The organism is Streptomyces thermoalcalitolerans (assembly GCF_039525155.1).
Lineage (GTDB): Bacteria > Actinomycetota > Actinomycetes > Streptomycetales > Streptomycetaceae > Streptomyces > Streptomyces thermovulgaris.
On record NZ_BAAAHG010000022.1, the window covers coordinates 15,345 to 32,905 of the forward strand.

Here is a 17,561-nt window from a genome sequence, read left to right on the forward strand (position 1 = left end):
ACCGGCGGCACCGACGGCGCCGTCGGCACCGGCGTGCCGGCGGTGCTAGCGGTACTTGAGCGGCGTCAGCTGCTCGATGTCGTAACGCTTGCGCAGGGCCTCGATGGCCTCGTGGTCCGGGGGACCTCCGTCGCGCAGGATGTCGAGCAGCTCCTCGAAGTAGCGCTCGTGGTCCGGGGGCGGGGAGGCCTGGAAGAGCATCTTCGCCGGGGCGTCGGTCGGGTTGGCGAACGCGTGCGGGCAGCCCGGGGGCACGACGATGGCCGTGCCCGGGGTCGCCCGCACCACCCGTCTGCCCGAGTGGGACTCCCACTTCTGCCAGTGGTCGGGGGTCCGGACCCGCGGCTCGAAGGCGAGCACGTCCAGCTCGCCCTCGAGCACGTAGAACAACTCCTCGCTGCGCGTGTGCACATGGGCACCCACGTCGAAGCCCGGCGGGACCTCCACCTCGAAGGTGGAGGCCACGCGCGAGTGCGTGCCGGTGACCTTGAACGTCACCCGGTGAGCCGGCGTTTCGATGATCCGCCCCTGGCCCGGCGGCACAAGCAGTCCTTCCGTGGTCATGGCGGGCTCACCACGTCACGGGGAGGGACTCGGGCCCGCGGAGCGAGGTGCCCTTCCCGAAAGGCACCTGGTCCGCCGGCACCGCGAGCTTCAGCCCCGGCACCCGGTCCAGCAGGGCGTCGACCAGCAGCTCCGTCACCAGCCGGGTCAACGGGCCGCCCGGGCAGCGGTGCGGGCCGGAGCCGAACGCCACATGCGGGTTCGGGCTGCGCGAGAAGTCGACCGACCCGGGGTCCGGAAAGACGTCCGGGTCGCGGTTGGCGGCGAGGTACGACACATGGACGACATCGCCGGCGCGCATCCGTACGCCGTTGATCCTCAGGTCCTCCAGGACGACCCGGGGCGGCCCGAGCGCGTTGCGGTGCGGGAGGTACCGCAGCAGTTCCTCGACGGCCCGCGGACGGATCTCCGGCTCACGGCGCAGCCGTTCGGCCAGCTCGGGGCGGGTGAGCAGGACGTAGAACATCTGCCCGCTGCTGTCGCCGACCGCCTCGCCGCCGGTCTGCAGGAGCACCGCGAGATCCACGGCCTCCCGCAGAGTGATCTCCCGGCACCCCACGGCCGTGCCGAGGAGTGAGGCGATGTCCTCGCCGGTGCTCTCCAGACGCGCGTCGATGAGCTCGGCGAAGTACGCGCCCATCTCCTCCCGGGCCTGCTCGCCGGCGTCGTGCGGGGAGGTCAGGACCCGCCGGGCCCAGGTGCGCATGCCCTGCCGGTCGGCGGGCGGCACCCCCATCAGCTCGCAGACCACCAGGGACGGGAACGGACCGAGCACCGCACGGGTGAGGTCGGCGGGCGGACCGTCCCCGAGGAGGCCGTCGACCAGTTCGTCCAGCATCCGCCGGGAGCTCTCCCGCACCCGCTCGACACCGTGCGCGGTGAGGGCGGGAGCGATCGAGCGGCGCAGCCGGGTGTGGTCGGGCGGGTCCAGGAAGCCGACCGTGTCATGGGCCGGCGCGAGGTGCGGGGCCGGCCGGACGGCCTGGCGCTCCAGGACCGCCGCACGGCTGAACCGGGAGTCCTCGGCGACCCTCCGTACGTCGTCCATGCGGGTCACCAGCCATGCCCAGCCCTCGCCGCCGGGCAGTCCGACCCGGGTGACCGGGCCCTCCTCCATCAGACCGGCCAGGACCGGGTCGACGTCGACGCCGGCCGGGTCGAGCACGGGCCAGTGCCGTACCGGGGGCAGCGGTTCGGTGAGCGTCTCCTCGGTCATGCCCCGGCTCCGTTCTGCCAGCGGCCGAGCGACATCTCGGCGGTGATGCCGGGACCGAACCCGGCGAGCAGGCCGCGCGCCTGGTCCTCGGGGGTCCCCTCGTCGAACAGCCGGCGCAGCGCGTCCAGGACGACGGCGCTGGCGATGTTGCCGTACTCGGTGAGCGTGGCCCGGCTGAACCGGAACGCGTACGGGTCGACGTTCAGGAACTTGCTGAGGTCGTCCAGGATGCGGGGGCCGCCCGCGTGGACGACGTAGAAGTCCAGGTCGGACGCGTCCCAGTTGTGCTGCCTGGCCAGGTCCCGCAGGGCCGGGGCGAGCGGCTCCATGGTGGTGGGCACCCGCTTGTCCAGCATGAAGTGGAAGCCGGTCTCCCGGACGTCGTACGCGATCCACCCCTCGGTCTTGGGGATCAGGTACGAGCCGTTGCGTTCCAGCCGGACGCCGGTGCCGCCGGTGCCGCGGACCACGGCGGCGGCGATGCCGTCACCGAACAGACCGTTGGAGAGCAGGGAGCCGACACCGAGGTCGGTGGGCTGGTAGCACAGCGAGCAGAACTCGCAGGCCACGATGAGCGCGTTGGCCTCCGGATAGGCCGTGCAGAAGTCGTGGGCCCGGTTGATCGCCGCACCGCCGGCCGCGCAGCCCAGCTGGGCTATGGGCAGTTGACGGGTGGTCGAGTCGAAGCCCATCTCGTTGATCAGCCACGCCGTGAGCGAGGGCATCATGAAGCCCGTGCACGAGACGTAGATGATGACATCGATGTCGGAGGGCAGGAGCTCGGCGTCGTCGAGTGCGTGCTGGACGACCGCGGGGACCCTGGCCTTGGCCTCCTGCTCGTAGAGCTTGTTGCGCTGCTCGAAGCCGGGGTGCTTGAGGGTCTCCTCGATGGGCTGCACGATGTGCCGGGTGCGCACGCCGGTGTTCTCGATCAGCCGGAGGGCCAGCGCGAGTTGCGGGTGGTCCGCGTGGCGGGAGCGCGCGAGCTCCAGCGTTTCCTCCATGGTGATCACGTGCTCTGGAACGGACACCGAGGGTCTGCACAAAGTCGCCATGAGCCGTGCCTGCTTTCGCCGTCCGGAGGGCCGGTGACCCCCCGGTCAGAGGGTGGTGCACCCATGGGGGTGCTCCACCCACAATCGCCCGGCAGGGCGACGATCTCTCGGTGGACTACTCCGATTCGGCGACAGCGCGTGAGCACCGAGCGTCTCCCGCGGCGGTGGCACAGCGACGTCCCCGCCCTCTCTGCTGAGCGGAAAACAGCTGGTCAGAAGGTATTTGACGGGTGGCCGCCCCGGTCTTCGAGCGGACCGCGGCCGTGTGCGCCGCGTAGTCGGACCCTGACGGTCCAAGGACGTCCGGCCGCGCCGTCCGAGCTCTCCGGGGCGGACGGCGCGGCTGGGCGCCCTTGGGCGGATCTCCGCCGGCGCGGGGCCGGGAGCCGGCAGCGGGCCGGCGGGGCGGGGCCCGGTCAACCGGAAGGCGTCGCGCCGCTGCTGTGGGCGATGCAGGCCACGTCGATGCGGTCGGCCAGCTTGGCCAGTTCGATGGTCAGGGCGGCGACGGTGTCCTCGTCCAGACCCTCCTGGCCGGCCTCCACCAGACGCAGCCACCGGCCGCCGACCGTCCGCAGCAGCTTGCTCACATCGGCCGCGGCCACCTGCAACGTACCGCGGTCGTCGACGATCAGAGGCAGAGTCACTTCGCGGTTCACAAAAGGGATCGTAGCCGCGGAAACCTCACGCTCCATGCCATACGGTGGTGATGTTGCAGAACTCGCGGATTCCGTGCCCGGACAGCTCACGCCCGTACCCCGACCGCTTCACCCCGCCGAAGGGGAACGCCGGGTGCGAGGCGGTCATCCCGTTGATGTACACCCCGCCCGCCTCCAGGTCCCGTACGAACCGGTCGGCCTCGTCCTCGTCCCGGGTCCAGACATTCGAACTCAGTCCGAACGGCGAGTCGTTGGCGATCAGCACGGCCTCGTCCAGGTCGGCCGCCCGGTACAGCGCGGCCACCGGCCCGAAGGCCTCCTCACGGTGGACGCGCATCTCGCGGGTGACGTCCGCCAGCACGGTCGGCGGGTAGTACCAGCCGGGCCAGGCGGGCCGTTCGCCGCCGCACAGCACCTTCGCCCCGCTCCGCCGCGCGTCGTCGACCAGCTCCTCCAGGTCCGCCCGGCCGCGCTCACTGGCCAGCGGCCCGACCTGTGTGTCCTCCTGCATCGGGTCGCCGACCCTCAGCGCCCTCATCCCGGCCACGAAACGCTCGGCGAAGGCGTCGTGGACGTCCGTGTGCACGATGAACCGCTTGGCGGCGATGCACGACTGCCCGGTGTTCTGCACCCGTGCGGTCACCGCGACCTCGGCGGCCCGGTCGAGGTCGGCGGACGGCATCACGACGAACGGGTCGCTGCCGCCCAGCTCCAGCACCGTCTTCTTGATCATCTCCCCGGCGGTGGACGCCACCGCCCGCCCCGCCGGCTCGCTGCCGGTCAGCGTGGCCGCCTTCACACGCTCGTCGCGCAGGATGCCGTCGACCGCGCCGGAGCCGATGAGCAGGGTCTGGAAACAGCCCTCGGCGAAGCCCGCCCGGTGGAACAGGTCCTCCAGGTACAGGGCGGTCCGCGGCACATTGGAGGCGTGCTTGAGCAGACCGACGTTGCCGGCCATCAGCGCGGGCGCCGCGAACCGGATCACCTGCCACAGCGGGAAGTTCCAGGGCATCACCGCCAGCACCGGACCGAGCGGCCGGTAGCGCACCACGACCCGGGAGGCCCCGGAGTCCTTCACATCGGCGGCGGCGGGCTCCTCGTCGGCCAGCAGCTCCTCGGCGTGCCCGGCGTACCAGCGCATCGCCTTCGCGCACTTCGCGGCCTCCGCGCGGGACTGCGTGACCGGCTTGCCCATCTCCGTGGTCATGACACGGGCGATCTCCTGCTGGTCCTCGTCGAGGAGACCGGCGGCCTCGTTCATCAGCCGGGCCCGCTCGGCGAAGGACGTCGTCCGGTACGTGCGGAAGGTGGCCTGGGCGAGCTGGAGCCGCCGCTCGATCTCCTCCTCGCCCATGGCCTCGTACGTCTTGAGCGTCTCGCCGGTGGCCGGGTTCACCGTGGCGATCGACATGACCGACCTCCCCTGGTACGGGCTGTGCCTCGACCGTCACGCGCCGCGGTGCCCGCCGCACGCGTGAGAGTCTTCTCAGAGCGAGTGCTCAGCCAGCCGGTCGAGAAACGCGGCCTGCGCCTTGACGATCACCTCGCGGGCCCGGTCCGGACCGAACCACGCCACCCGGTCCAGCTCCGGGAACTCCTGGATCCGTCCGGACCGCGGCGGCCACTCCATCGGAAACGTGCCGGGCGTGACGGCCGCCGGGTCGAGGTCGGCCTCCACCGCCCAGACGGTGACGGTCTTGCCGTTCCTCTGCCGGACCTCGCCCAGCGGCACCGCCGCGCCGTCGGGAGGCGCCGTCCCCAGCTCCTCCCGGAACTCGCGGCGGGCGGCCTCCCAGGCGGACTCCCCGGGGCCGTACTCGCCCTTGGGAACGGTCCAGGCCCCCGCGTCGCGCCGGGCCCAGAAGGGACCGCCCATGTGCCCGAGCAGCACCTCCAGGCCGGTGCCGGCACGCCGGAACAGCAGCAGGCCGGCGCTCCGCCTCCCGGTCATGGCACGACCCCCGGATGCGCGGCCAGCAGCGTCTCCACGGTGTCCGCCTCCTCGGGACGCTTGTCCTCGCGATGGCGCAGGACCCGGGCGAAGCGGAGGGCGACCCCCGCCGGATAGCGGGGAGAGCGCTGCAGACCGTCGTAGGCGATCTCGACGACGAGCTCCGGGCGCACGACCACTCCCCACCCCTTCTCCTCGACGGCCAGCCGGCGCAGCCGCTCGGTCTGCCAGGCCAGCATCGCGTCCGTCAGGCCCTTGAAGGTCTTGCCCAGCATGGCGAAGCCGCCGTCGGCGGTACGGGCGCCCAGATGCAGGTTGGACAGCGTGCCGGCGCGGCGGCCATGGCCCCACTCGGCGGCCAGGACCACCAGGTCCGCGGTGCGCACGGGCTTGACCTTCCGCCAGGACGCCCCGCGCCGGCCCGCGCTGTAGGGGGCGTCGAGGGCCTTCACGACCACGCCCTCGTGACCGCGCTCCAGGGTCTCGGCGAGGAACCGCTCCGCCTCGGCGGCCTCCCCGGGCCCGGACACCTGGACGCGCCGGACCCGCATCGGCTCCGGGACCAGCCGGGCCAGCTCGGCGTACCGCTCGGCCAGCGGCAGGTCGAGCAGCTCACGGCCGTCGACCGCCAGCACGTCGAAGAAGACGGGGGAGACGGGGACCGCCGCGGCGGCCGCGGCCACGTCCACCCGTGAGCCGACGCGCCCGGCGGTCTCCTGGAACGACCGCGGCCGGCCGTCCGCCCCGAAGGAGACGACCTCGCCGTCCAGGACGAACCGCCCGCCCGCCAGCCCCAGAGCGGCCGCGGCGACCTCGGGCAGCCGGTCGGTGATGTCCTCGAGGGCACGGGTGTGGATCCGCAGGGTGCCGCCGTCCCGGTGGACCTGGACACGGATGCCGTCCAGCTTCTCCTCCACGGCGCAGGCGCCCAGCCGGCCGACCGCCTCGGCCACCGAGGAGGCGCTGTGCGCCAGCATCGGAAGTACCGGACGGCCGACCGTGAGCCGGAAACGCGCCAGCGCAGGCGGGCCGTGTGCGAGCAGGGCCCGTGCCACCGCCTGCAGCGACCCGGCCAGCATCACCGCCCGCCGCACGTCCGCCGGCGGCGCGCCCGCCGCCCGGGCCAGCCCCTCCACGGCGAGGGCCTCCAGCGCGCCCTGCCGGAGCTCCCCGGTGAGCAGCCCCAGCAGGAACCGCTGCTCGTCCTCGGTGGCCGCGCCCAGCAGCGCGCCGACGATCCGCGACCGCTCCGCCCGCGACCCCGGTCCGGACGTCCTGCCGAGCTCGCTCAGCCGGAGGTCCACCTCGCGCACGGTCAGGGAGGGCTCGGCGGCGGGCGGGACCCTGCGGCCCAGGGTCTGCCACCCCACGCCCAGCCGCCCCTGCGGCAGCCGCCCGGCCAGATACGGGATGACGACCGGCACGTCGTCCGGCTCCGCCTCCCGGAACAGCTCCGCGAGCAGGGCGACCTTCCCCGACCGTGCCGAGGTGGCCGCGACCTCCCGCGACACCTGGGCCAAGCGGGCGAACAGCATGCGGCCATGGTGCATCGCCGGGCGGCGTTCTACACCTCGGCGGCACCGCCCGCCGCGACGGCCGCGTCGAGGTCGGCGAACAGCAGCTCGCCGTTGATCGCCGCGCCGGCGCGGTAGCCGCGGCTCGCCGCGTTGATCACCCGCTCGGCGAAGCCGCCGGCGTTCCCGGCCACCCACAGCCCGGGCACGGTCGTCAGACCGCGCTCGTCGGTCACGGGGTACGCGCCGAACGGTGTCTCGCGCAGTTCGGCGCCCAGCCGCCGGAGGAGCCCGGTCCGGGGGACGGCGCGGGGCGCGACGAACAGCACCTCGAGGGGATGGTCCGTGCCGCCTTCCGAGGAGGTGCCCCCGGCGAGCCGGACCCCGGTCAGCCGGTCGCCCTCGACGAGCAGTTCCGCCACCCGGCCGGGCACCGCACGGACGCCGGCCGCCGCGAGTCTGCGCAGATCGTCGCCGGACAGCTCCGCCTCGGCGACCTCGTGCAGGAAGAAGGTCACGTCCTTCGACCACTGAGTGACCATCAGGGCCTGATGAACACTCAGCGGGCCGGTGGCGAGCACACCGAAGACCCGGTCGCGGACCTCCCAGCCGTGGCAGTACGGGCAGTGCAGCACATCCCGGCCGAAGCGTTCGGCAAGGCCCGGCAGCGCCGGAAGCTCGTCCTTCAGGCCGGTGGCGACGACCAGGTGCCGGGCGTGGACGGTGCGCCCTTTCGCCAGGGTCACGTCGAACTCCCCGCCGGCGTCCCGGACGGCGTCCACCGCCCGGTCCCGGACCAGCTCCACCCCGTACCGCGCGATCTCCTCGCGGCCGACGGCGAGGAACCGCGCCGGCGGCATCCCGTCCCGCGAGAGATATCCCTGCATGTGCGCGGCGGGCGCGTTGCGCGGCTCGCCCGCGTCGACGACCAGGGTGCGCCGCCGGGACCGGCCGAGGACCAGCGCGGCGGACAGCCCCGCCGCGCCGCCGCCGATGACGACGGCCTCGTACCGCTCGCCGTGCCTCTCGCCGGCCTTGCCGCCGTGGTTCGCGTCGTGGTTCTTGCTGCGGTTCTCGCTGTGGTCCTTGGCGTGGCTCCTGTTGGGGCTCTCGCCGGGGCTTTCGCCGGCGGTTTTGCCGGGGGTCCCGCTGGGGATTCCGTTCTTCTCCGTCGTGCCGGTCATGGTGACCACCTCCACCAGGACGGTCGCCCGACGAGTGCCGCGTTGACAAACTTCTTTGCCGATTCTGCAATACATGCATGGCTGTCGAGGACGTACTGGCCGGCGTGGGCCCGCGGCTCCGGCGGATACGCAAGGAGCGGAAGGTGACCCTCGCCGCGCTCTCCGAGGCGACCGGGATCTCCGTCAGCACCCTGTCGCGGCTGGAGTCGGGCCTGCGCAGGCCCAGCCTGGAACTGCTGCTGCCGATCGCGCAGGCCCACCGGGTGCCCCTGGACGAACTGGTCGGCGCCCCGCCGGTCGACGACCCGCGGGTGCGTGCGAAACCGATCGTGCACGGCGGCCGCACCCACTGGCCGCTCACCCGCCGGCCGGGCGGTCTGCAGGCGTTCAAGGTGCTCGAACCGCAGCGCAGACTCGAGCCGGAGCCGCGGACCCACGAGGGATACGAGTGGCTGTACGTGCTGTCCGGCAGGCTCCGGCTGGTGCTGGGCGAGCACGACCTGGTGCTGACCGCGGGCGAGGCGGCCGAGTTCGACACGCGGGTGCCGCACTGGTTCGGGTCGACGGGGGAGGGGCCGGTGGAGTTCCTGAGCCTGTTCGGGCCGCAGGGCGAGCGGATGCATGTGCGGGCGCGGCCGTCGCGTCGTGGGGGCGACGGCTGACTCCCGGGGTTCCCGAGCGGCAAGCGACTGCTTAGTATGCGGTGATCCGGTCCCGACGACGCAGTCCTGGAGGCGGCGCATGCAGGCATGGCGAGTGCACGAGAACGGCGAGCCGAACAGGGTGATGCGCCTGGAGGAGACCGAGCCGCCCGCCCCCGGTGACGGCCAGGTCCTGCTGAAGGTGCGTGCCGCCAACGTCAACTTCCCCGACGCGCTGCTGTGCCGGGGCCGGTACCAGGTCCGGCCGCCGCTGCCCTTCACCCCGGGCGTGGAGATCTGCGGCGAGACCGAGGACGGGCGCCGGGTGATCGCCGGCCCGGCGCTGCCGTACGGCGGTTTCGCCGAGTACGCCGTCGCCGACGCCGCCGCCCTGCTGCCCGCCCCGGACACACTGGACGACGCCGAGGCCGCGGCCCTGCACATCGGCTACCAGACGGGCTGGTTCGCCCTCCACCGCCGGGCCCGCCTCGAAGCCGGCGAGACCCTGCTCGTGCACGCCGCCGCCGGCGGGGTCGGCAGCGCGGCCGTACAGCTCGGCAAGGCGGCCGGCGCCCGGGTCATCGGTGTCGTCGGCGGCGCGGAGAAGGCCGCCGTGGCGCGGGAGTTGGGCTGCGACGTCGTCGTGGACCGGCGGACGGAGGACGTCATCGCCGCCGTCAAGGAGGCCACCGGCGGCCGGGGCGCCGACGTGATCTACGACCCGGTCGGCGGCGAGGCGTACGCCCAGTCCGCCAAGGTCGTCGCCTTCGAGGGGCGGATCGTCGTCGTGGGCTTCGCGAGCGGGTCCGTCCCGAGCCCGGCCCTCAACCACGCCCTCATCAAGAACTACGCGATTCTCGGCCTGCACTGGGGCCTGTACCGCACCGAGAACCCCCGGCTGGTCCGGCACTGCCACGAGCAGCTCACCGAGCTGGCCGCCCGGGGCGCGATCAAGCCGCTGGTGAGCGAGCGGGTGCCGCTGGGCGAGGCGGCGGCCGCCGTGCAGCGGGTCGCCGACGGTGTCACCACGGGCCGTGTCGTCGTGGTGCCCTCCCTGAAGGACGGAACCGCCGCATGACCGGCAGCTCGTCGACGCGTCCGAACTGTGCTGTCTTGTTCGCGAGTTGACGCTTGATCAACTCGACCTGGCTGAAGGGGGCTTGAGCGGGGTCGTGCGTCATCTGTGGGAGCACGGCCGGTTCAACCGGCCTGTCGGCGGCTTTCGGATGCGCTGACGCACGGGGGCGACCCGGCAGAACCACACATTCGGAGGACACGTCTGCCGCCCGGCCGCCCCCTTCACTGCGCCACACTTGCGGCCGAAACCGCGATGCGGGCGTGGCGGAGGAGGCCGACGATGATTGTTTCCATCTCTGTGGTGCTGCTGCTCCTGATCATCGCGGTGATCTTCGTGCGCAACGGCGCCCTGAAGTTCTCGCACGCCCTGCTCTGCGTGCTGCTCGGCTTCTGCCTGGCCGGTACGAGCATGGCGCCCACCCTCCACGAGGGCCTGGCGGCCGCGGCGCACATCGTCGGCGGCCTGCGCCCCTGACGCGGTGTCCCGCGGGCGCTCAGGCGTCGATCACGCGGGAACGGACGAGAAACCGCACCCCTTCGGGCGCCTCCAGGGAGAAACCGCTGCCCCGGCCGGGCACCACGTCGATGATCAGCCGGGTGTGGCTCCACGCCTCGTACTGGCTGCGCGACATCCAGAACGCCACCGGCCGGCTCACCCCCTCCACCTCCAGCTCCGCGAGCAGCACGTCCGAGCCCCCGGTACGGAACTCGCCCTCCGGGTAGCACATGGGGGCGCTGCCGTCGCAGCAGCCGCCCGACTGATGGAACATCAGCGGTCCGTGCGCCTCGCTCAGCCGCCGCACCAGCGCGGCCGCCGCGGGCGTGAGTTCGACACGCGGGATCTCCTCGTACATCGTCGCCGTCCTTCGCCGTACCGGAAGCAGAGGCCGGAACTCGTGGCCCGGGGTCCAGACAAGCAGGGCGGAGGTTGCGGCAAGGTTGCGGCGGCCGCGGGCGAGGGCCGGGTCACCCCTCGGGAAGGGACTGCTCGGTCCAGGTCGTCTTGCCCGAGGAGGTGAAGCGGGTGCCCCACGCATGGGCCAGCTGGGAGACGATGAACAGGCCGCGGCCGCCCTCGTCGACGACCCGGGCGTGGCGCAGACGCGGGGCGGCCGATCCGGAGTCCCGCACCTCGCAGGTGAGGGTGCGGTCGCGGATCAGGCGGAGTTCGACCGGCGGGACCCCGTACTTGAGGGCATTGGTGACGAGTTCGCTGACGAGGAGCTCCGTGTTGTGGGCCGTCTCGGTGTCCACGTGCCAGTCGGTGAGCTGCCTGCGGACACGGGAGCGGGCGGTGGCCACCGAGGAGGGATCCGTGTCGAGCCGCCAGGAGGCGAATCCGCTCGGCGAGAAGGAGCGGGCGCGGGCGACGATCACCGCGGCGTCACCCGTGCCCAGACTGTCCGGAAGGGCGTAGACGAGGGCGTCGCACAGGTCCCGCAGCGGACGCTTGTCGTAGTCCGGTGCCACGCGCAGCGGTCCCGAGGGCTGCGCGAGACGGCTGGTGATGCGCGGATCGCTGGCGAAGACCAGCACACTGCCCTCCGGAACCTCGAACTCGACCGTGGCGAAGGGCGCGTCCTCCGGGGAGGCCAGGGACGGCCCGGCCGGGCAGTCGGGAACGGCGACGGTGCGGTCCGGCAGCCCCACGACGGGCATCAGGGAGCCGGCCACCGCCATCACACAGGTGCCGGCCAGAGGATCGTGGACGGCGTACACACAGTCGGCGGTGAGCGCCTCGCAGCGCAGCGGGTCGCCCAGCGGCAGGTCCGCCCGCTCGGACGCGAGCCCGGCCGCCGTGTCGTGCAGCCGGGCCATGAGCTCGTCGGGGGTGAGGTCGAAGGCCGACAGGGACCGTACGACGGTACGCAGCCGGCCCATGGTCGTGGCCGCGTTCAGACCTCGCCCGGACACCTTGCCGACCACGAGTGCGGTGCGGGCTCCGGACAGGGGAATGGTGTCGTACCAGGCGCCGGGGTCGGCACCGGTGACCGACAGGAAGGCGGCCTGGAGGGAGGTGTGGCTCTCCGGGCGGCGGGGCAGCAGCCGGCGCTGGATCAGGGCGGCCACGGCGTGCTCGCGGACGTAGTGCCGGGCGTTGTCGATGCCCAGGGCGGTGTGCGCGGCCAGCTCGACGGCGAGCCGCCGGTCGTCCGAGTCGAACGGCGGGGACTGCTCCGCGCGGTAGAGGCTGACCAGTCCGAGCACCGTGCCGCGCAGGGCCAGGGGCACCACCAGCAGCGTATGGCACCGCGCCGCACGCATCGCCTCCGCGCGCGGGGGATCGACGGACAGCCACGGGTCGGACGGGCGCAGTGGGACCACCCGGGGCCGCAGATCGCTCAGGGCCCGGGTGAAGGGCGTGGGGGCCGGCAGGCGGTGTATCTCGCCCACGGGATGTGCCTGCGGCGGGTCGCCCCGGCAGCTGCGGAAGGCGGTGCGCATCAGGGGGGTGCCCGGCGGCAGCGGAGCGAGGGGCGGATCGTCGCCGCGGAGCACGGAGTCCACCACCTCCACGATCGCCACGTCGGCGAACTCGGGAACCACGGCTCCGGCGAGCTCCTCGCCGCTGACCGAGGGATCCAGGGTGCGGCCCACCCGGCGGCGTACCGCCTCCAGCACCCTGATGCGGGCGCGTTCGCGTTCCCGGTCGGTGACGTCGACCGCGGCGCCCGCCAGACCCAGCACCCGCCCGTCCGGATTCAGCAGGCGCTGGGCGGTGAGCTCGAAATACCGCTCCTGGGGAGGATCCCCCTCGACACGGGCCCGCACGACGTGCCCGCGCAGGGCGTCCCCGCTCTCCAGCACGTTCCGCAGCAGATCCTCCACCTCGCTGCCCTCGGCGATCCGCAGCACCTCGTGGAGAGGACGCCCGGTCAGCCCGTCCGCGGACGAGCCCCGCACGGGAGGCACGGCGGTGTTGAGCCGGACCACCCGCAGTTCGGTGTCCAGCAGGTGGAGACCGAACGGCGCACTGCTGAACAGGGCCTCCAGCAAGGAGGCCGACATCTCGTCCATGAGCCGGCCGGCATCGTCGTACGCCAATGGGAAGAACCTTCCTCGGCTCCGCCTTCGCGTCCGGCCGGGCGCGTGGCTGCCGGCACGCGCCCGAGGACGCACGCGCTCGGGCACACCCACCCGAGGACGCGTTTCCAGCGTGCTCCGTCCGCCGTGCGCCCGCATGCGCAGCACGCGCGCGTGCGGAAACGCCCACGTCCCACCCGCCTCCGGCGCCGCGACGCGCGCGCGTGCCGGAACACTGGGATCCTGAACGGGACGAGCGCTGCCCATGAGGGACGGTGGCGGTGAGCATGGTGTCCGAACACGGGAGCGACAGGCCCCGGTCACCGGCCGCGGGCACCGATCCACTGGGGGACCCGTTTCTGCGGACCTGTTTCGCCGTGCCGGTGCCGCCGGCCACCTTCCTGCGCCGACAGCGCCTGACCGAGCATCTCGGCCAGGCGCCGGACACGGCGCTGACGTTGGTCAACGGATGCGCGGGCGCCGGCAAGACGCTCCTGGCCGCCGACTGGGCCGCCCGCCTGGGACGGCCGGTGGCCTGGTTCACCGTCGACGCCTGCGGTCAGGCGCCCGGCGTCTTCTGGGCCTATCTGCTGGAGGCCCTGCGTGCCTCGGGCGCCGACGAACTCAAGGACATCGACTGCCCGGCCGACGCCGGCGCGGTGGACCACGGCCTGCTCACCCGGCTCGCCGCCCGGCTCAACGACCGCGACCGGCCGGTGATCGTCGTCCTCGACGCATACGACCGCGTGACCGCTCCGGAGATCACCGACCAGCTCGGCTTCGTCCTGCACCACGCCGGCCGGGGCCTGCGCCTGGTCCTCGTCACCCGCACCGAACCGACCCTGCCCCTGCACCGCTGCCGCGCGGACGGCACCCTGACCGAGATCAGGGACGCGGAGCTGGCCTTCACCCCCGAGGAGGCGGCGGCACTGCTGGAACTGCACGGTCTGCGTCTGGGCCACGACGCCGTCCGCGCACTCGTCGGGCGCACCCGGGGCTGGGCGGCGGGCCTGCGGCTGTGTGCCCTGGCCGCGCGGCAGAGCAGCGACCCCGAGAGGTATCTCAAGGAGTTCGAGGCCGGACAGAGCACGATCGCCGACTTCCTGCTGGCCGAGGTGCTCGAGAGACAGCCGCCCGCGACCCAGGACCTGCTGCTGCGGGTCAGCGTCCTCGACCGGTTCTGCCCCGACCTGGCCGATGCGCTCACCGGACGCCGGGACGCCGGACCCGTCCTGGCCGAACTGCACCGGGCCAACGCGTTCGTCGAGTACCTCGGCCACGCGTGGTACCGCCTTCACCCGCTCTTCGCGGAGATCCTCAAGGCCCACCTCGGAGTGCGGCTTCCCGGCCTGGAGACCGCACTGCACCACAGGGCCGCCCAGTGGCTGCGGCACGCCGGGCCGCTGCCCCACACGCTCACCCACGGCGCCGCGGCCGGCGACTGGGAATTCACCGCCCGCGCGCTCGTCGACGACCTCGCGCTCGGACAGTTCTTCACCGGGCTGCGCTCCGGCGAGCTGGACGAGCTCTTCGCACGGATGCCTCCCGGCACCACCGGCCCCGAGGCCGATCTCGTCCGCGCGGCGCGCGAACTGGCCGGGCCCGACCCGGACCACGCGTGCGTCCACCTGGAGCACGCCCGCCGCGCGCTGGCCCGGGCCGGGCCCGGCAGGGCGGCGGCCCGGCTCGGCTGCGCCCTCCTGGACACCCACGCCGCCCGGCTGGCCGGAGCCCCGGACCGCGCCGAGCACGCGGCCCGGACGGCGCGGGAACTGCGGCGGGACCTGCCGGCCGGGCTCCTGGACAGGCACCCCGAACTCCCGGCCCTGCTGCGGACCCACCTGGGATCGGCCCGCCTGTGGGCGGGGCGTTTCACCGACGCCCGGGCGGTGCTGTCCGAGACGGCCGCCGGCTGCGACGCGGCGACGGCGCTGCCCCGGGAGGAGGCCCTGGCCCTGCTCGCCCTCGTCGACTTCCTGACCGGCTGGCCCACCCGCGCCGAACGCGGGGCCCTGGCGGCACTCGCCGACGCCGAACGCTTCAGCCTGGCCGAGCCGGCCGGTCTGGACCTCGTCCACCTGGTGCTGGCCGCGGTGGCCGTCGACCGGGACGAACTGGACGACGCCCAGGCCCTCCTGGACCGGGCGGCGTCCGTGCGGCCGGTGCCGCCGGACCCCGTGACCGCCGCGAGCCGCGTCATCGCCCAGGCCCGCCTCCACCTGGCCCGCGGGCGGACCGAGGCCGCCCTGGAGACCGCCGGGTCCGCCGTCCCGGCCGCCGTGGCCTCCCCGTGGGCCGAGGACCACACGGCGCTCGTCGTCTCCGCCGCCCACCTCGCCGAGGGCCGCCCCGAGGCAGCGGTGGAGGTGCTGGAAGGCCTGGAGGGTGCGGTGGACCGGGAGGCCGCGTGCACGGTGGCGGCCGCCCGGGCCCATCTGGCCGCGGGGGACCCCGGAGCCGCCCTGCATCTGCTCGACCGCCTGCCCGCCGACGGGCACAGGGGGCCCGCGGTGACGGTCCGGGCCCTGCTGGTGCGCGCCGAGGCCGCCGGCCGGCAGGGCGATCTCACCACCGCGCACCGGCTCGCCACCCGGGCGCTGGCGGACGCCCGGCGCGAACGGCTGCGGCGCCCCCTGCTGGAGGCCGGTCCGTGGCTGCGCCGTCTGCTGCGCGCGGACGTCCTCCAGGGCGCGCTCCGAAACGGCCCGGCGGCCCGCCCCGACGCCCGGGTCCGGACCCCGCCGCACACGGCCCGGCAGACCGCCCTGGTCGTCGAGGAACTGAGCGGCCGCGAGCGCGACGTGCTCCGGCGGCTCGCCCGGATGATGTCGACCGAGGAGATCGCCGCGGACCTCTTCGTGTCCGTCAACACGGTCAAGACCCACCTCAAGAGCGCCTACCGGAAGCTCGGCGTCAACCGGCGGAGCGACGCGGTCCACCGGGCGCGTGAACTCCGTCTTCTGTGAGGCCTCTCTTCTACGAGGCCTCTGCGGAGGTCACCTGCATCGGGTGAGGCTGCGCGGCCGGGCAGGACGGACCCTCGGACAGGGGACGGGGTACGCCGCCCCCGGACCACCGCCGGAGCAGCCGATGCGCTACGAGATCCGCGTCGACGGGCACATGTCGGAGACACTGGCCAAGGCATTCCCGGAACTGGACCATGTGGTGATGTCCGGTCAGACGGTCCTGTTCGGCTCCGTGGTGGACGAGGCGCATCTGTACGGGCTGCTGGCCCGCTGCCGGTCGCTGGGCCTGCGGGTCCTGGAGATGCGGCGCGTCCCGGAGTGAGCCGGTTCTGGAGCGGGGCGGTTCCGGAGTGGCCGGTCCGGAAGCGGCTGGTTCCGGGGCGAGACGCCGGCCGCTGAGCCGACGACTGCTCGGGCGGCCGTTTCCGGTGCTGCTGCCGCGGACCCGCCCGGAGGGCGTTCGCCGGCCCACGCGCGGCGACTCCCGCGGGCAGACCGCCCGCCGTCCGGCCCCGGACCGGTCGGCGGCCCCACAGTCACCCGCGCCGGGTGAGGCGCCCGGGGGCTTGCCGTGCGCACGCTGAGGAACGGCAGAGCACGGCAGCCGGCCGAGGCCCGGAGCGGAGGCGGGAGATGAGCGCACCCATGAACCTCGCGTACGACTTTCCGCTGTTGAGCGCCTTCTGGACGATGCTGTGGCTCTTCCTCTGGGTCGTGTGGTTCGTCCTGCTCTTCCGGGTCGTCCTCGACATCTTCCGCGACGACGGCCTGAGCGGCTGGGCCAAGGCCGGCTGGCTGGTGTTCTGCGTCGTGCTGCCGTTCCTCGGCGTCCTCGTCTACGTCGTCGCCCGCGGCGAGAGCATGGGCCGGCGGGAGATCGCCCAGGCGCAGAAGCAGCAGGAGGCCTTCAACGCCTACATCCGCCAGGCCGCGCGCGGCGGCGGGTCCGGTGTCGACGAGCTCGCCCGCCTGTCCGACCTGCGCTCCCGCGGTGACATCACGGACGAGGAGTTCGCCCGGGCCAAGGAGATGGTCCTGGCCGGCGGCGCCCCCGAGGGCCGCGCCACCTCCGTCACCTCCGCTCCCGAGACCTCCGCCACCTCCGTCAGCTCCCCTCCCGGTCGCCACTGAGCGCACCGGACGAGATGAATCGAGGCAGCAGATGACCGCGACCCCCACCACACGTCCGGGCACGATAAAGATGGCCTGGGCCACCGGCCTGACGGCCTTCGCCGCCGTCATGCTGACGATCGCCGGCGTGCTCGACATCTTCCGCGGGATCATGGCCATTGCCCAGGACGACGTCTTCGTCGTCGCACGCGACTACGTCTTCCGGCTCGACCTCGCCGGCTGGGGCTGGATCCACCTGATCCTCGGGGTGCTCGCCGTGATCGTCGGCATCGGGCTGTTCCAGATGGCGACATGGGCACGCGTGGCCGGCGTGGTCATCGCCGGGTTCATCATCCTCGCCAACTTCCTGTCCCTGCCGTACTACCCGGTCTGGTCGGTCGTGGCGATCGCCATCTCGGGCTTCATCATCTGGGCCCTGTGCGTGGCACGCCCCGAGGAGCTCACCGAGGAGCCTCCCGCCTCCACCGGGACCGCCACCGCCGCCCCGCCGCGTCCCTGATCCGTCCCGCCCGGCACGGCGAGCACGCCCGCCGCGGTCCGTGGGCCGGCCGCGGCTCTCCCGTCCGCGCGGCGAGGAGG

At 73.6% G+C, this 17,561-nt stretch carries 16 protein-coding genes and 1 pseudogene; 7 read left to right on the forward strand and 10 right to left on the reverse strand.

Translation table 11 applies throughout. The features are described 5' to 3' along the window. Window positions 1–45: 45 nt before the first annotated feature. From ABD224_RS14915 to ABD224_RS14950, 8 genes and pseudogenes are all read right to left on the reverse strand, one after another. Window positions 46–564 carry a cupin domain-containing protein gene (locus ABD224_RS14915; RefSeq protein WP_344050039.1) on the reverse strand — a complete coding sequence of 173 codons (519 nt, stop codon included), beginning with the start codon at window positions 562–564 and terminating at the stop codon, window positions 46–48. Window positions 565–571: 7 nt separating this feature from the next. Beyond that, window positions 572–1,780, reverse strand: coding sequence for a cytochrome P450 (locus ABD224_RS14920; protein WP_344050040.1), 1,209 nt, complete (start codon window positions 1,778–1,780; stop codon window positions 572–574). After that, window positions 1,777–2,844 (reverse strand): annotated as a pseudogene (locus ABD224_RS14925) (type III polyketide synthase); the annotation flags it as partial. The gene ABD224_RS14920 and the pseudogene ABD224_RS14925, both read right to left, overlap by 4 nt. 407 nt (window positions 2,845–3,251) lie before the next feature. Next, the gene (locus ABD224_RS14930) at window positions 3,252–3,494 is read right to left on the reverse strand and encodes a DUF6213 family protein (RefSeq protein WP_344050041.1); all 243 of its coding nucleotides are present in this window, start codon (window positions 3,492–3,494) and stop codon (window positions 3,252–3,254) included. A gap of 25 nt (window positions 3,495–3,519) precedes the next feature. Next, on the reverse strand, window positions 3,520–4,905 hold the full coding sequence (locus ABD224_RS14935) for an NADP-dependent succinic semialdehyde dehydrogenase (protein WP_344050042.1): 1,386 nt from the start codon (window positions 4,903–4,905) through the stop codon (window positions 3,520–3,522). A 75-nt stretch (window positions 4,906–4,980) separates the two neighbouring features. Next, complete coding sequence (locus ABD224_RS14940) at window positions 4,981–5,445, reverse strand: NUDIX hydrolase (RefSeq protein ID WP_344050043.1); 465 nt, start codon at window positions 5,443–5,445, stop codon at window positions 4,981–4,983. Continuing rightward, complete coding sequence (locus ABD224_RS14945) at window positions 5,442–6,980, reverse strand: ATP-dependent DNA ligase (protein WP_344050044.1); 1,539 nt, start codon at window positions 6,978–6,980, stop codon at window positions 5,442–5,444. Before ABD224_RS14945 ends, ABD224_RS14940 begins: the two co-directional genes overlap by 4 nt. A gap of 29 nt (window positions 6,981–7,009) precedes the next feature. After that, entirely contained in the window at window positions 7,010–8,143 is a 1,134-nt protein-coding gene (locus ABD224_RS14950) for an NAD(P)/FAD-dependent oxidoreductase (protein WP_344050045.1), read from the reverse strand. A gap of 77 nt (window positions 8,144–8,220) precedes the next feature. On the opposite strand from ABD224_RS14950, the gene ABD224_RS14955 reads away from it, so the two are divergent. The 3 genes from ABD224_RS14955 (at window position 8,221) to ABD224_RS14965 (ending at window position 10,336) form a co-directional block, all read left to right on the forward strand. Next, a complete protein-coding gene (locus tag ABD224_RS14955) occupies window positions 8,221–8,805 on the forward strand; it encodes a helix-turn-helix domain-containing protein (RefSeq protein ID WP_344050046.1) in 585 nt (194 codons plus the stop codon). A gap of 79 nt (window positions 8,806–8,884) precedes the next feature. Next, a complete protein-coding gene (locus ABD224_RS14960; protein ID WP_344050048.1) occupies window positions 8,885–9,862 on the forward strand; it encodes an NADPH:quinone oxidoreductase family protein in 978 nt (325 codons plus the stop codon). 279 nt (window positions 9,863–10,141) lie between these two features. Beyond that, window positions 10,142–10,336 (forward strand): hypothetical protein, encoded by a 195-nt coding sequence (locus ABD224_RS14965; RefSeq protein WP_344050049.1) that lies wholly within the window; start codon window positions 10,142–10,144, stop codon window positions 10,334–10,336. A gap of 19 nt (window positions 10,337–10,355) precedes the next feature. On the opposite strand, the gene ABD224_RS14970 is transcribed toward ABD224_RS14965, so the two are convergent. After that, on the reverse strand, window positions 10,356–10,715 hold the full coding sequence (locus tag ABD224_RS14970) for a DUF779 domain-containing protein (RefSeq protein WP_344050051.1): 360 nt from the start codon (window positions 10,713–10,715) through the stop codon (window positions 10,356–10,358). A 112-nt stretch (window positions 10,716–10,827) separates the two neighbouring features. Continuing rightward, window positions 10,828–12,906 carry a SpoIIE family protein phosphatase gene (locus tag ABD224_RS14975; RefSeq protein ID WP_344050052.1) on the reverse strand — a complete coding sequence of 693 codons (2,079 nt, stop codon included), beginning with the start codon at window positions 12,904–12,906 and terminating at the stop codon, window positions 10,828–10,830. 266 nt (window positions 12,907–13,172) lie between these two features. On the opposite strand from ABD224_RS14975, the gene ABD224_RS14980 reads away from it, so the two are divergent. The 4 genes from ABD224_RS14980 (at window position 13,173) to ABD224_RS14995 (ending at window position 17,481) form a co-directional block, all read left to right on the forward strand. After that, entirely contained in the window at window positions 13,173–15,851 is a 2,679-nt protein-coding gene (locus ABD224_RS14980) for a winged helix-turn-helix domain-containing protein (RefSeq protein WP_344050101.1), read from the forward strand. 124 nt (window positions 15,852–15,975) lie between these two features. Next, a complete protein-coding gene (locus ABD224_RS14985) occupies window positions 15,976–16,173 on the forward strand; it encodes a hypothetical protein (protein WP_344050053.1) in 198 nt (65 codons plus the stop codon). A 311-nt stretch (window positions 16,174–16,484) separates the two neighbouring features. After that, the gene (locus ABD224_RS14990) at window positions 16,485–16,982 is read left to right on the forward strand and encodes an SHOCT domain-containing protein (RefSeq protein ID WP_344050054.1); all 498 of its coding nucleotides are present in this window, start codon (window positions 16,485–16,487) and stop codon (window positions 16,980–16,982) included. 31 nt (window positions 16,983–17,013) lie between these two features. Next, complete coding sequence (locus ABD224_RS14995; RefSeq protein WP_344050055.1) at window positions 17,014–17,481, forward strand: DUF7144 family membrane protein; 468 nt, start codon at window positions 17,014–17,016, stop codon at window positions 17,479–17,481. Window positions 17,482–17,561: the final 80 nt, after the last annotated feature.

Bases quoted from the DNA above. Each gene is read 5' to 3' on its own strand.
- ABD224_RS14915 (WP_344050039.1), bottom strand. From the start codon at position 564: ATGACCACGGAAGGACTGCTTGTGCCGCCGGGCCAGGGGCGGATCATC.
- ABD224_RS14920 (WP_344050040.1), bottom strand. From the start codon at position 1,780: ATGACCGAGGAGACGCTCACCGAACCGCTGCCCCCGGTACGGCACTGG.
- ABD224_RS14935 (WP_344050042.1), bottom strand. From the start codon at position 4,905: ATGTCGATCGCCACGGTGAACCCGGCCACCGGCGAGACGCTCAAGACG.
- ABD224_RS14940 (WP_344050043.1), bottom strand. From the start codon at position 5,445: ATGACCGGGAGGCGGAGCGCCGGCCTGCTGCTGTTCCGGCGTGCCGGC.
- ABD224_RS14945 (WP_344050044.1), bottom strand. From the start codon at position 6,980: ATGCTGTTCGCCCGCTTGGCCCAGGTGTCGCGGGAGGTCGCGGCCACC.
- ABD224_RS14950 (WP_344050045.1), bottom strand. From the start codon at position 8,143: ATGACCGGCACGACGGAGAAGAACGGAATCCCCAGCGGGACCCCCGGC.
- ABD224_RS14955 (WP_344050046.1), top strand. From the start codon at position 8,221: ATGGCTGTCGAGGACGTACTGGCCGGCGTGGGCCCGCGGCTCCGGCGG.
- ABD224_RS14960 (WP_344050048.1), top strand. From the start codon at position 8,885: ATGCAGGCATGGCGAGTGCACGAGAACGGCGAGCCGAACAGGGTGATG.
- ABD224_RS14965 (WP_344050049.1), top strand. From the start codon at position 10,142: ATGATTGTTTCCATCTCTGTGGTGCTGCTGCTCCTGATCATCGCGGTG.
- ABD224_RS14970 (WP_344050051.1), bottom strand. From the start codon at position 10,715: ATGTACGAGGAGATCCCGCGTGTCGAACTCACGCCCGCGGCGGCCGCG.
- ABD224_RS14980 (WP_344050101.1), top strand. From the start codon at position 13,173: ATGGTGTCCGAACACGGGAGCGACAGGCCCCGGTCACCGGCCGCGGGC.
- ABD224_RS14985 (WP_344050053.1), top strand. From the start codon at position 15,976: ATGCGCTACGAGATCCGCGTCGACGGGCACATGTCGGAGACACTGGCC.
- ABD224_RS14990 (WP_344050054.1), top strand. From the start codon at position 16,485: ATGAGCGCACCCATGAACCTCGCGTACGACTTTCCGCTGTTGAGCGCC.
- ABD224_RS14995 (WP_344050055.1), top strand. From the start codon at position 17,014: ATGACCGCGACCCCCACCACACGTCCGGGCACGATAAAGATGGCCTGG.